At 73.3% G+C, this 12,587-nt stretch carries 11 protein-coding genes; 7 read left to right on the forward strand and 4 right to left on the reverse strand.

Translation table 11 applies throughout. The features are described from left to right. Window positions 1-99: 99 nt before the first annotated feature. Together UA74_RS10205 and UA74_RS10210 are read left to right on the forward strand one after the other, a co-directional pair. Window positions 100-582, forward strand: a complete 483-nt coding sequence (locus tag UA74_RS10205; RefSeq protein WP_075740023.1) for an Lrp/AsnC family transcriptional regulator — start codon at window positions 100-102, stop codon at window positions 580-582. A 92-nt stretch (window positions 583-674) separates the two neighbouring features. Beyond that, window positions 675-1,286, forward strand: coding sequence for a GNAT family N-acetyltransferase (locus UA74_RS10210; protein ID WP_075740024.1), 612 nt, complete (start codon window positions 675-677; stop codon window positions 1,284-1,286). 162 nt (window positions 1,287-1,448) lie between these two features. Here the strand turns inward: UA74_RS10210 and UA74_RS10215 are convergent, their stop codons facing one another. Further along, on the reverse strand, window positions 1,449-2,333 hold the full coding sequence (locus UA74_RS10215; protein WP_075740025.1) for a hypothetical protein: 885 nt from the start codon (window positions 2,331-2,333) through the stop codon (window positions 1,449-1,451). Window positions 2,334-3,223: 890 nt separating this feature from the next. Between UA74_RS10215 and UA74_RS10225 the strand changes: the two genes are divergently transcribed. From UA74_RS10225 to UA74_RS10235, 3 genes are read left to right on the forward strand one after another with little or no spacing between them, the layout of a single operon-like run. Further along, complete coding sequence (locus UA74_RS10225; protein ID WP_083683084.1) at window positions 3,224-4,390, forward strand: polyprenyl synthetase family protein; 1,167 nt, start codon at window positions 3,224-3,226, stop codon at window positions 4,388-4,390. Next, window positions 4,383-5,957, forward strand: coding sequence for a phytoene desaturase family protein (crtI, locus tag UA74_RS10230; protein ID WP_083683085.1), 1,575 nt, complete (start codon window positions 4,383-4,385; stop codon window positions 5,955-5,957). The genes UA74_RS10225 and crtI overlap by 8 nt, the downstream gene beginning before the upstream one ends. Beyond that, the gene (locus UA74_RS10235) at window positions 5,954-6,949 is read left to right on the forward strand and encodes a phytoene/squalene synthase family protein (protein WP_075740027.1); all 996 of its coding nucleotides are present in this window, start codon (window positions 5,954-5,956) and stop codon (window positions 6,947-6,949) included. Before crtI ends, UA74_RS10235 begins: the two co-directional genes overlap by 4 nt. Before the next feature lie 106 nt (window positions 6,950-7,055). On the opposite strand, the gene UA74_RS33990 is transcribed toward UA74_RS10235, so the two are convergent. Beyond that, window positions 7,056-7,190: a hypothetical protein gene (locus UA74_RS33990; protein ID WP_257787505.1), complete on the reverse strand. Its 135-nt coding sequence runs from the start codon at window positions 7,188-7,190 to the stop codon at window positions 7,056-7,058. 186 nt (window positions 7,191-7,376) lie between these two features. Between UA74_RS33990 and UA74_RS10240 the strand changes: the two genes are divergently transcribed. Continuing rightward, window positions 7,377-8,678 carry an alpha/beta hydrolase gene (locus UA74_RS10240; RefSeq protein ID WP_075740028.1) on the forward strand — a complete coding sequence of 434 codons (1,302 nt, stop codon included), beginning with the start codon at window positions 7,377-7,379 and terminating at the stop codon, window positions 8,676-8,678. Then, window positions 8,665-10,149 (forward strand): acyltransferase family protein, encoded by a 1,485-nt coding sequence (locus UA74_RS10245; protein WP_083683086.1) that lies wholly within the window; start codon window positions 8,665-8,667, stop codon window positions 10,147-10,149. Before UA74_RS10240 ends, UA74_RS10245 begins: the two co-directional genes overlap by 14 nt. Window positions 10,150-10,235: 86 nt before the next feature. Here UA74_RS10245 and UA74_RS10250 read toward each other — a convergent pair whose 3' ends face one another. Further along, a complete protein-coding gene (locus tag UA74_RS10250; protein ID WP_075740030.1) occupies window positions 10,236-11,534 on the reverse strand; it encodes an L-fuconate dehydratase in 1,299 nt (432 codons plus the stop codon). After that, window positions 11,531-12,394 carry a fumarylacetoacetate hydrolase family protein gene (locus UA74_RS10255; RefSeq protein WP_075740031.1) on the reverse strand — a complete coding sequence of 288 codons (864 nt, stop codon included), beginning with the start codon at window positions 12,392-12,394 and terminating at the stop codon, window positions 11,531-11,533. The genes UA74_RS10250 and UA74_RS10255 overlap by 4 nt, the downstream gene beginning before the upstream one ends. Between the last annotated feature and the right edge of the window lie 193 nt (window positions 12,395-12,587).

The following is a 12,587-nucleotide window of genomic DNA, read 5'->3' on the forward strand; positions in this document are numbered from 1 at the left end:
ACGCTCCCCGGTCGATGCTGGCGTCGCGGATTCGATGCGCCGGGGAGATCCTGACTGATATTCGGGAGAATGGATCGAAGTCCGTCTACTATTCGCCGAATGTCAGATGCTGCCGAATTGGATTCGATTGATCTTGAGATTCTCCGTCTGTTGCAGAACGACGCACGGATGGCGAACAAGGAACTGGCCGCCGCCGTGCGCGTCGCGCCGTCGACCTGCCTGGATCGCGTCGCGCGGCTGCGCTCGATCGGCGTCATCCTCGGCCAGACGATCCGCGTGGACCCGGAGCGGCTGGGCAGGCCCCTGGACGCGCTGATCTCCCTGCGCATCCAGCCGCATCGACGTGAGCTGGTCGAGCCCTTCGTCTCACACGTGCTCGGCCTGCCCGAGACCAGGGCGCTCTACAACCTGGCGGGTCCCGACGACTATCTCGTCCACGTCTCCACGGCAGGCGCCGCCGACCTGCAACGCCTGGTGCTCGACGAGTTCGCCTCCCGTGACGAGGTCTCCCGCGTGCAGACCACCCTGATCTTTCAACAGTGGTCCGGCGGTCCGCTGCTGCCGCCTGCCGGATCGGCGTGACGCACCGCACCCCCCGGCGGGACCGGGATGTGGGGATCATGGCCTGACCCCGTCGTGACGGCCGTCGTGCCGTCCTCGTCAGAAGGAGCCGGATGAGCCGGATCGAGGTCGGACCGCCGCCGCTGCCGCAGCTCGACGCGCCATGGGAGGCCCGCTGGGCACGAGCCGAGGGACCCGACCTGGACCTGGTCCACGACTGGATGAACCGCGACCACGTGGCGGCGTTCTGGCACCAGGACTGGCCGAGGGAACGCTGGCGCGAGGAGTTGGCCGCGCAGTCTGCGGGTGACCACTCCCGCCCGGTGTTCCTGCTGTACGAGGGAAGTCCGCTGGCCTACCTGGAGGTCTACCGGGCGAGCCGAGATCGGCTGGCCGCGTGTTATCCGGTACAGCCCCACGACCTCGGGGTGCACGTCGCGATCGGCGACCGGCTCGCCACCGGGCGCGGACTGGGCCGGGCGCTGCTCGGCGCGGTCGCGCGCGGACTGCTGCGGGCCGACCCGGCCTGTGACCGAGTGGTCGCCGAACCCGACGTCGCCAACCCGGCCTCCGTTCGTGCCTTCCTCGCGGCGGGCTTCGTCGACCACGGCGAGATCACCCTGCCGGACAAGACGGCCGCCCTGCTGATTCACCCCCGCCGGCCCGAACCGCCCGCCGACCCCGACCGCGCCGAAGAGGCGACGGCCGCGCCGCCGGTCGCGTGACGCGCGGCGGCGCGGAACGGGCGTCGGAACGGGCGTCGGAACGGGCGTCGGAACGGGCGTCGGAACGGGCGTCGGAACGGGCGTCGGAACGGGCGTCGGAACGGGCGTCGGAACGGGCGTCGGAACGGGCGTCGGAACGGGCGTCGGAACGGGCGTCGGCGATCAGTCGGGGAGATCGCCCGCTCGGAGCAACACCGAGGAGCGGGCGCCGATCCGAACGCGCTCCAGCGGCCGCAGCCCGGCGGGCAGTGCCACCCGGCGGGAACGGTCGACGAGGACGATCACGGCCGCCGGGGGCAGCGCAGGGCGCAGCGCGCGCAGCAGCGTCGTGACTCGAGCCGCCCTGGTCGCCTCCGCAGCGGCCGGATTCTCGGCGGTGCCGCCGGCGCGGTGCGGGCCGGGGCTGCGCGAGCCGGGGCTGTGCAGACCATGGGCGGCCGAGTCCTCGGAGGCAGGCCCCGCAGCCGTCGGGTCCGTCGCTTCGGCTCGCCCCTGCCAGTCGGTCTGCTCGCCGTAGGGCAGGTCCGTGATCACCAGGTCGACCGGGGGAAGTCCCGCCACTGCCGCCTGCGTCTCGGCCGGGTCCGTCGCGTCGGTGCGGCGGATGAGGGCGGGCAGGTCGCCGCCGCCCACCCGGAGCAGGCCGTCCAGCCTGCCTGCGGCCTCGGCGGCCTCGGCATAGGAGGGCTTGTCGAACTGCCCGGCCAGCTCCCGCAGCCGCGTCGCGCGGGCCCGCAGCCCCGCCGTGCTCAGCATGGCCAGGTTCTCGGTCGCCAGTTCGCAGGCTCGGGGATCGATATCGGAGGCGAGCACCGTGCCCAGTTCGCGGCGGTACAACAGCCCGAGGACGGTGAGCAGGTATCCGCTGCCGCACAACGGGTCCCACAGGGTCAGCTCGCGCCGATCCGGGAGCCACGCCCGTGCCCTGGCGAACAGCTCGACGGCCGGCCGGACCGGGAAGGCGGGAAAACCGGGCGCCGAGCGCAGCACCGATCCGCTCGCCAGGTCGGCGTGATCGGTCCGCTCGACGGCGAAACGGTAGGACACCGGGCACTCCCACTTCAGGCGGCCGACGACGAACCGGGCCGACGGCGTCGCGCCCAGCCTAGGACAGCGGCTCGACCTGCCTCCGGCTCGACCTGCCTCCGCCTCGACCCGATCCGACCGGGCCGATGCGACGCGGCGGGCTCCGGGTGCACCGCCTCGGGCCGAATCGTGCCGACCCCGGGCTTCTCGCCAAGATCACCGGGGCGGACCTAGACGACGATGCAGGCGATGGGCCCTGCTCGTCGTGCTGGCAGCCGTTGCGCCCCCCACAGCCGCCCGGCTGCCGCTCTGCCGCTGACGCACCCGCCGCACCCGCCGCACGTGCCGTCCCGGCCCGCCCGCGCGTGCCCGGCGGCGTGGCCGTCCGCGCACCAGACCGGAGGTGTCCCGGCCGACGAAGCGAATTCGTCCCGCATGATCCGCGACCACGTGCGCAAGCGCCGCAGCCGGACGTCGGTCCAGGCGGATCAGCATGGACACCGGCCGCGACGCAGTCAGCCCAGCCGGCGGCCGGAGGCCTTCGCCCGTCAGGCCAGCGGGCAGCGCCACATCATCAAGCGGTGCATGAACCGTCGCGAGCAGTGGCGCGGCATCGACACCTGCTACGCGAAGACCGGAACCAGCCGTCCCGCCGGGCTCCCCGTCGCCTCGCCTCCACCCGATCCGCTCGGTGATCCAGCCGAGAGTCCCTAGGACGCGGGCGGTCCGAGCCGGTGATTTCCCGGAACTACCCTGTGATGGTCCGGCTCGCCAGCCTCTCGGGCGGCGGCGCGCACCCCGAGAGCGGGGGCACGCTGCGTGGCCGTGTCACGGAGGCAGGCGTGCGACGGCGTCGGTCCGTGCCGCACGGCCCGTGCCGACACCACCCCCAGGTCACGAGGAGACGTGGCATGACTCGAACCGGTGACCACGCGGCCACGAGCGCCGAGCTGGGCGGACCCGAGGGCTCGACGACACCCGAGCCGGTGTTCCGGGCAGGCGACGCCGAGGTGGTCCGTGCCGTCGACGGCCATCTGGCTCGCTACCTGGCCGCCCGTCGAGCCGAGTCGCTCGCCCTCGACGACGACTTCACCGTGGAGCTGGTCGACCCGCTCGTCTCCTTCGTCCGCGACGGCGGCAAGCGAATCCGCCCGCTGTTCGCGTGGTGGGGCTGGCGGGCGGCAGGCGGCGCCGCGACCGGGGCCGAGGCCGACGCGGTGCTGCGCGCCGTCAGCGCGGTGGAGCTGGTGCACGCCTGCGCGCTGGTGCACGACGACGTGATGGACGGCTCCGACGTCCGCCGTGGGCGGCCCGCCGTGCACGTGGCCATGGAGTCGATGCACCGGGACGCCGGGATGCGCGGCGACGGTGCGAACTTCGGCCGGTCGGTGGCCGTCCTGGTCGGCGACCTGGCGCTGTGCTGGGCCGACGACATGCTGCACCAGTCCGGGGTGCCGCACGAACTGCTGCACCGCGCGGGCGCCGCGTGGCGGGCCATGCGCACCGAGATGATGGCGGGACAGTTCCTCGACCTGCGTACTCAGGCGGCGGGCAGCGAGTCGATCGAGGCCGCGCTGCGGGTGAACCTGCTCAAGACGGCGGGCTACACCGTGCAGCAGCCGCTGCGCCTCGGTGCGCTGCTGGGCGGCGCGGGCCACGACGTGACGACCGCGCTCCATGAGTACGGCGCCGATCTCGGCATCGCGTTCCAGCTCCGAGACGACCTGCTCGGCGTCTTCGGCGAGCCCGAGACCACCGGAAAGCCCGCAGGCGACGACATCCGCGAGGGCAAGCACACCGTGCTGGTCAACGAGGCGCTGCGGCTCGCCGATGCCGAGGGCCGTCCCGGCTCCGGTGCGACGCTGCGTGCCGCGCTCGGCGACGCCGACCTCTCGCCGCAACGACTTGTCGAGGTCAGGAGCCTGCTCGTCGAGTCGGGCGCGGTGGACCTCGTGGAGCGACGCATCGAGTCGCTCGCCGCCTCGGCGGTGGAGCGGCTGTCGACCGTCGACCTGCCGGAACCGGCCGCCGCCCGGCTGCGCACCCTGGCCGACGCGATGATCCGTCGTGATGTCTGAGCCTGCCCACCGTCGCCGCCGAGGCTGGGCAGGCACCCTGCGTCCGGAGCGTGGGATGAGCGGGCGGACCGACCATGTCGTGGTCGTCGGCGCCGGGCTCGCCGGGCTGTCCGCCGCGCTGCACCTGCTCGGCGCGGGCCGCCGGGTCACCGTCGTCGAGTCCGCGAGTCACCCGGGAGGCAGGGCGGGCCTGCTGGACGCGGCGGGCTATCGGGTGGACACCGGACCCACCGTGCTGACCATGCCCGAGGTCGTCGCCGACGCACTCGGCGCCGTGGGCGAGTCACTGGCCGACCGACTCGACCTGGTGCCACTGCACCCGGCCTACCAGGCACGCTTCGCCGACGGCAGCGCACTGGCCGTGCACTCCGACGCGGCGGCGATGGAGGCAGAGGTCCGCCGGTTCGCCGGGCCTCGGGAGGCGGCGGGCTACCGGCGACTGCGACGGTGGCTGACCGAACTCTACGAGGCGCAGTTCGACCGGTTCATCGCCGCGAACCTGGGCTCGCCGCTGGACCTGATGCACCCGGCGGCGGCCCGGCTCGTCGCGCTCGGCGGCCTCGGCAGGCTCGGACCTGCGGTGGGCAGGCACCTGCGGGATGAGCGGCTGCGGCGGGTGTTCTCCTTCCAGGCGCTGTACGCGGGTCTGTCGCCGCAGCGCGCCATGGCCGCCTACGGCGTGATCGCCTATCTGGACACCGTCGGCGGCGTGTGGTTCCCGAAGGGCGGCATGCGGGCCCTGCCCCGTGCCCTCGCCGACGCCGCCGCCGCACACGGCGCCGAGTTCCGCTACGACAGTCCGGTGCGTCGACTCGAGCGGGTCGGCGACCGGGTGCGTGCCGTGCACACCGATCAGGAGCGGATCGAGTGTGATGCGGTCGTGCTCACCCCCGACCTGCCCGTCGCCTACCGCCTGCTCGGCCGGACACCGCGTCGGCTCGTGCCGTTGCGTTGGTCGCCCTCCGCCGTCGTCCTGCACCTAGGGGTCGCGAGCGGGGCGCAGGCGGACCCCGCCCACCACGTCATCTCCTTCGGCGGGGCCTGGCGCCGAACCTTCCGCGAGATCATCGACGAGGGGCGGCTGATGTCGGACCCGTCGTTGCTGGTCACCCGGCCCACGGTGACCGATCCGACGCTGGCCCCGGACGGCCGTGAGCTGTTGTACCTGTTGGCGCCCGCCCCGAACCTGGCCGTCGGCCGCCAGGACTGGGCCAGGATCGGCCCGGCCTACCGTGACGAGCTGATCGCGGTGGCGACCCGGCGCGGCCTGCTCATCGGCGAGCCGGACATCGACCTGAACCATCTGGTCACCCCGCGCGACTGGGCCGAGGGCGGGCACGGCGCGGGCACGCCGTTCTCTCTCGCGCACACGCTGAGCCAGACCGGTCCGTTTCGGCCGGGCAATCGGGTGGCGGGCACGGTCAACGTGGCGCTGGCGGGCTCCGGGACGACCCCCGGCGTCGGCGTGCCGACCGCGCTGATCTCGGGCAAGCTCGCCGCCGCGCGCGTCACGGGCATCCCGGCGGGTCCCGGCCGCAGCAGGCAAGGACGGACGCACGGGCGATGAGCCGGGCCGAACTGGACGCGGCGGGAATCCGGGGCGCCGTGCTGCGGAACTCCTATGCACGGTGCCGGGCGCTCAACGCCCGCCACGGTCGCACCTACTTCCTTGCCACCCGGCTGCTGCGTCCCGACCAGCGGCCCGCCGTGCACGCCCTCTACGGCTTCGCCCGCTGGGTGGACGACATCGTCGACGAACCAGGAACGGTCGATCCCACGGCCCGGCTGCACCTGGTGGCCGACCAGACCGCCGCCGAGCTGGCCGCCGGACGCAGCGGCCATCCGATCCTGGCCGCGGTGGTCGACACCGTCACCCGTTACGGCATCGAGCACCACCTGATCACCGACTTCCTCGTCTCGATGCGCATGGACCTGACGGTCACCGAGTACGCCAGCGCCGCCGACCTGGCCGTGTACGTCCGGGGCTCCGCCGAGGTGATCGGCCTCCAACTGCTCCCGGTGTTCGGCACCGTCGGGGCGCGCGGCGCGGCGGCCCGCCATGCCGCCGCACTCGGCGAGGCGTTCCAACTGACCAACTTCCTCCGCGACGTCGGCGAGGACCTCGACCGGGGCAGGCTCTACCTGCCGCTGGACGAGCTGGCCGCCTTCGGCGTCGACCGAGACCGGCTCCTCTGGTGTAGGCGACTCGGGCGACCGGACCCGCGAGTGCGGCGGGCGCTGGCGCACTTCATCGCCCGCAATCGAGCGGTGTATCGGCGGGCGCTGCCGGGCATCCCGATGCTCGCGCCGGACGCACGGCCCTGTGTCGCCACCGCCGCCGTCCTCTACCAGGGCATCCTCGACGAGATCGAGGACTCCGACGTCGACGTCCTCCTGCATCGCGCCGTCGTCCCCCGCAGCAGACGACTCGCCGTGGTCGCACCGGCGGTCCTGCACAGCCTCGGCAGGCGGATGCGGTCCAAGGCAGCAGATCGCCTGCGCCGGACGCCGGGAACCGAGCGATCGGAGACGCCGCTGCCGGGAGCACGGCGGGCCTGACCACTCCGCGTTCTGCGCGGGCGTCGCCGACGGTCCGGGTGGGCTGGGCCGTCGCCTGTCGAGGCCTGTGCCGAGCCCGCGCGAGCTGCGTCCGCCGAAGACGGGCTCAGGCGCCCGCGCCCGCCTGACGATCCTGCCGGTACTCGGCCCGCCCGTCCTGGATGTCCGGAGCCGCCCACAAGTCCCCGCCGCCCACCAGCCCCGACCCGTGGTGGACCGCGTTCGGAGCGAGCCCCGCCACGTGTCCGCACCGCTGATCCGGCCGGCGACACCACCCCGTTACTACACCTGGCCCCACCCCGGCACGGGGGCAGGCCACCAGGGCTTCCGACTGGCTGTCGCCATGGTCATCGCACCGCGAGATTCCTAGATTTTCCCTTGTCAGAAGGTTGCGAATGCGGCACGGACGATCGGCACGGGGAAGATCATGAGAAACGCACGCGCTGGTGTGGTGACGCTGGTCCTCGCCCTGCTGCTGCCGTGGTGCGCGGGCTCGGCGACGGGGCCGGCACCGCTGCAGCCGCTGACGGGGGCAGCGGAATGGTCGCGACAGGTCGTCGACGGAGTGGCGACACCGGATCCCGAGTCGGCCGACCCGAGGGTCGTCGCCGAGTTCTTCGCGAGTCTGCGCCCGCAGCAGGCCGAGGAGCTCGCCGAGAGATTTCCCTTCGTCGTCGGCAATCTCGACGGCGCGCCCGCCACACTGCGGTACGCGGCGAATCGGCGGGCGCTCGCGCAGGAGCGAAGCAGGCTGCGTGCGGTCGCGGCCGATGTCGAGGAGTACGGGCCTGCCAGGGACTCGGCGCGGCACCTGGCGGCCGTCTACGGGCGTCTCGCCAGGGACGGCAGACCGATCCTCGTGTTCGACCCGCGCGGTCGGGGTCGCTATGCCGAGGTGCACGGTGACCTGGAACGCGCCGAGCACGTCGCCGTCATGGTCCCCGGCACGGGCATCACCCTGCGCTCCTTCGATCCCCGTTCCGACCACGTCGGCACGCCGGGGGAGATGGGCGCCGCCCTGTACGCGGCGCAGCGTGCGCTGACGACGGAACCGGCGACGGCGGTGATCGCCTGGGCGGGCTACGACACCCCGCAGGCCCTGGGCGTCGGCGCCGCGACCGCGACTCATGCCGAGGCCGGGGCGGTGCTGCTGAACAGGCTCGTCGAGGGTCTGCACGCCGCGCGGGCGGCGCTGGACGGGACGGCGGAGGGCGGCGAGGACAGCGCGTCGACGCCCGGCCGACCGGCCGCCCCGACAGCGTCTGCTCGCCCTTCTGCCGTTCGCCTCGCAGCAGACTCGGCGAACACGTCGGGGGCGGCCGCACCGCCCCTGCGGCTCGCACTGTTCTGCCACAGCTACGGATCGGTGGTGTGCGGCCGGGCCGCCGCAGGCCTCCCGGTGCAGGACGTCGTCTTCTTCGGCAGCCCCGGCGTCGGCGTGGACTCGGCGGACGAGTTGAACACCGACGCTCGCGTCTGGGCCGCGCGCGGGCCGCAGGACTGGATTCGACATGTCCCCAACGTCCGCCTGCTCGGCTTCGGACACGGTCGCGACCCGTCGTCGGCGGCCTTCGGCGCCCGGCGAGTCCCGGCCGCGCGCGTCGCGGGCCACGACGGCTACCTCCGGGGCGACAGCGACGCCGCCCGCTGGTTCACCCGCATCTCGCTCGGCCTCGCCGCCGAGCCGTACTCGCCGTCGAACAGGACGTGGACCGATGCCCAGATCTGATCAGACCGCCGCTTCGTTGCGGCCTTTGCGTTCCGATCGTCTCGCCTACTCGGCCGCGCCGCCGATCGCCCTGCTGCATCCGGCGGCGCGGCAGCCGTCCGGCTCGCACCCCGGCCGGGGACGGCCGCGCGGGCCGATGCTGTGCAGGAGGGCCGAGGCGATCGACGCCGCGACACCGCCGGAACGGGACCGCGTGATCGACGCCCTGCGCGCGCTGGCCATCGTCGGTGTCGTGCTCGGGCACTGGCTGGTCAGCGTGGTCGTGTTCGACGAGAACGGCCCGCACATCGCCAGCCCGTTGCAGCACATGCCCGCGCTCGCCCCGCTGACCTGGGTGTTCCAGCTGCTCGGCCTGTTCTTCTTCGCGGGCGGCTGGGCGAACGCGCGCAGTCTGCACCGAGCGGCGGGCCGCTCGGTGGGTACAGCGGCGGGCCGCTCGGTGGGTACAGCGGCGGGCCGCTCAGTGGCTACAGCGGCGGGCCGCGCCGCGCCGCGCCACCGCGCCGCGAGGACTCGGGGACGGGCCTGCCTCGGCGGATGGGATCGAGTCGAGCCGGGATCGCCGCTCCGGAGCGCTTATCCGGGCTGGCTGCTCGGCCGCCTGCATCGGATGCTTCGACCCGTGGTGCTGTTGGCGGTGCTGGTGGCCGGTGGCCTCGGCGGGCTGGCGGCGGCGGGCTGGTCGGGCACGGACCTGTACACGGTCGGCCTGTTCGTGGTGAGCCCCTTGTGGTTCCTGCCGGTCTATCTGGGGTTGACCGCGCTCACCCCGCTCGCGGCGACGGCGGTCCGCCGCTGGGGCGCCTGGGCGGCGCTGGGCCCCGCCGTCGTGGTCCTGGTGCTGGACGTCCTGCGGTACGGGCCGTGGTGGGAGGTCCCCGCCTCGGTGGGGACCCCGAACCTGATCGCGGCGTGGCTGGTGCCCTATCTGCTCGGGATCGCGTTCGCTCAGGGCAGGCTGTCGACGGCGGCCGGACTGCGGATGCTGATCGCGGGCGTGCTGGCCTGCGCGGTGCTGATCCTGCTCGCGGACTATCCGGCGAGCATGACGGGCGTGACGGGCGCTGATCGGTCCAACATGGGGCCGCCGTCGCTGCTGGTGCCCGCCATGGCCGTGGCGCAGCTGGGTGTGGCCCTGCTGCTGTATGAGCGGCTTGCCCGACTGCTGCGGCGGCCGATGCTCTGGGCGTCGGTGGTCCTGCTGAATCTGGTGGCGATGACCGTCTACCTCTGGCACCAGACGGCCCTGCTGACGACCCAGCTCGGCACCCACGCGCTGGGCCTGCGCCTGCCCGCCCTCGACGGGGTGCCCGTCGACGCGGCGTGGCTGGCGGGCCGGATCGCCGTGTTCCCGGTGTGCGCGGCGGTGCTGGCGCTGTTGATCCTGCTGTTCCGCCGTTGGGAGCAGCGCAGCGCACCTCGCGTGCTGCACACCGAGCAGGCCGGAGCGTCCGTCCGCCCGGAGGCGTGAGTCTGCGCCGCGCCGTCGGATCGAGAGCGCGTGGTCACCGGGCCCGCCGGATGTGCGGTGCCGCACGGTGACCACGCGGCCTCGACTCAGCCCTCGGTGCGCCAGACCTCGCCGTCGGGGTGCGCGAATCGTCGGCGCGAGTCGGCGTGCATCTCCGCACCGGAACCGGGATCGACGGGCACCCGGTAGCGTCCGCGCTCCACCCGAACCGGGGTGACGAAGTGCTCGTGCAGGTGATCGACGTACTCGATCGCCCGCCCCTCCATCGAGCCGGACACCGCCACGAAGTCGAACATCGACAGATGCTGCACCAGTTCACACAGCCCGACGCCGCCCGCGTGCGGACACACCGGGACGCCGAACTTGGCCGCCAGCAGCAGGATCGCCACGTTCTCGTTGATCCCGCCCACCCTGGTGGCGTCGATCTGGAGGATGTCGACGGCCCCGGCTTGAAGAAGCTGTTTGAAGACCACCCTGTTCTGCACGTGCTCCCCGGTGGCGACCCGGATCGGCGCCGCGCCGGAGCGGATCGCCGCGTGACCGAGGATGTCGTCGGGCGAGGTCGGCTCCTCGATCCACCATGGACTGAACTCGCGGAGCCGACGCAGCCACGGCACCGCCTCGTCGACGCTCCACCGCTGATTCGCGTCGATGGCGATCCGCACGTCGGGCCCCACCGCCTCCCGCGCCACCCGCATCCGACGGACGTCGTCCGTCACCGAGGCTCCGACCTTCAGCTTGATCAGGTCGAAGCCGTCGGCCACCGCCTCGGCCGAGAGCCGCGCGAGCTTCTCGTCGTCGTAGCCGAGCCAGCCGGGAGAGGTCGTGTAGCCCGGATAGCCTGCCGCCTCGAGTTCGGCCAGCCGCTGCCCGCGACCGGGCTCGGCCGCCCGCAGGATCGCCAAGGCCTCCTCGCGGGTGAGCGCGTCGGTGAGGTAGCGGAAGTCGACGAGGTCGACGAGCTGTTCCGGGGTGAGCGAGGCGAGCAGCCGCCACACCGGCAGCCCGGCGCGCTTGGCGGCCAGGTCCCACGCGGCGTTGACCACCGCGCCGACCGCCATGTGCATGACGCCCTTCTCCGGCCCGAGCCAGCGCAGCTGCGAGTCCGAGACGAGTTCGCGAGACAGCCCGCCGAGATCGGCGCACAACTCCTCGACGTCCCGGCCGACGACATACGGCGCGAGCAGCGCGATCGCCGCGCACTGGACGTCGTTGCCCCGGCCGATGGTGAAGACGAAGCCGTGTCCGTCGGGCCCGTCGTCGGTGCGCAGCACCGCATAGGCGGCCGAGTAGTCCGGATCGGGATTCATCGCGTCCGAGCCGTCGAGTTCCCGCGAGGTGGGGAAGCGCACGTCAGAGACGTCGAGCGCGAGGACTCGGCTCATTCGGCGGTTCCCGATGTGACCATGACCTGGCGCTGTCGGCCCAGCCCGTCGATCTCGATCTCCACGACGTCCCCGGCGGCGAGATACGGGAAGCGACCGGACATGGCGACCCCCTCCGGGGTTCCGGTGTTGATGACGTCGCCGGGCTCCAGGGTCAGGAAGTGGCTCAGGTGCCAGACCAGGTGGGCGACGCTGAACACCATGTCCGAGGTGGAGGAGTCCTGCCGGGCCTCGCCGCCGACCCAGGACCGCAGGCGCAGATCCTGCGGGTCGGCGATCTCGTCGGCGGGTGCCAGCCACGGGCCGAGCGGGTTGAAGCCGGGACCGCACTTGCCCAGCGACCACTGGCCGCCGGACCGCTCCAGCTGCCACTCGCGCTCGGAGATGTCGTTGGACACCGTGTAGCCGGCGATGTGCGCGAGGGCGTCCTTCTCGCTGGCCAGCCTGCTGGCACGCCTGCCGATCACGACCGCCAGCTCCACCTCCCAGTCGGTGCGCGAGCTGTTCGGCGGGATCTCCACCGCGTCGTCCGGTCCGACGATCGTGTTGGGATGCTTGAAGAACAGGATGGGCTGGGCTGGCGGTTCGGCGCCGGACTCCCGCGCGTGGGCTGCGTAGTTCTGGCCGATGCACAGCACCGCCGTCGGCCGCGCCACGGGCGCGCCGACCCGCAGGCCCGTCGCGTCGAGCGCGGGCAGCGTCCCGGCGGCGAGCGCCTGCCTGGCGCGGGCGATGCCGTCGCCCGCGAGAAAGGCGCCGTCGATGTCGTCGGTGACCGGGGTCAGGTCGAAGACCGAGCCGTCGTCGGCTCGCAGGGCGGGACGTTCGGCCCCCACAGGACCGAGTCGAAGCAGCCGCACGGGTACTCCTCTCCTACCGCCGTGGCAGGCGGTCTGAACGATGTGGACGGTGTGTCTCTCGGCCTGGTGCCGGGCGATCTCCGCCCAGCGGCCGACGGACCCGCGCTCCTCGGCGGGGGCCGGGGCTCGGCGAGACGCGCCGGGACGCGGGTTCGTGGGACGGCGGGCGATCGGAGGCGGGCGCGGCGGCACG

The sequence above is a fragment of the Actinoalloteichus fjordicus genome (assembly GCF_001941625.1).
Classification (GTDB): Bacteria; Actinomycetota; Actinomycetes; order Mycobacteriales; family Pseudonocardiaceae; genus Actinoalloteichus_A; species Actinoalloteichus_A fjordicus.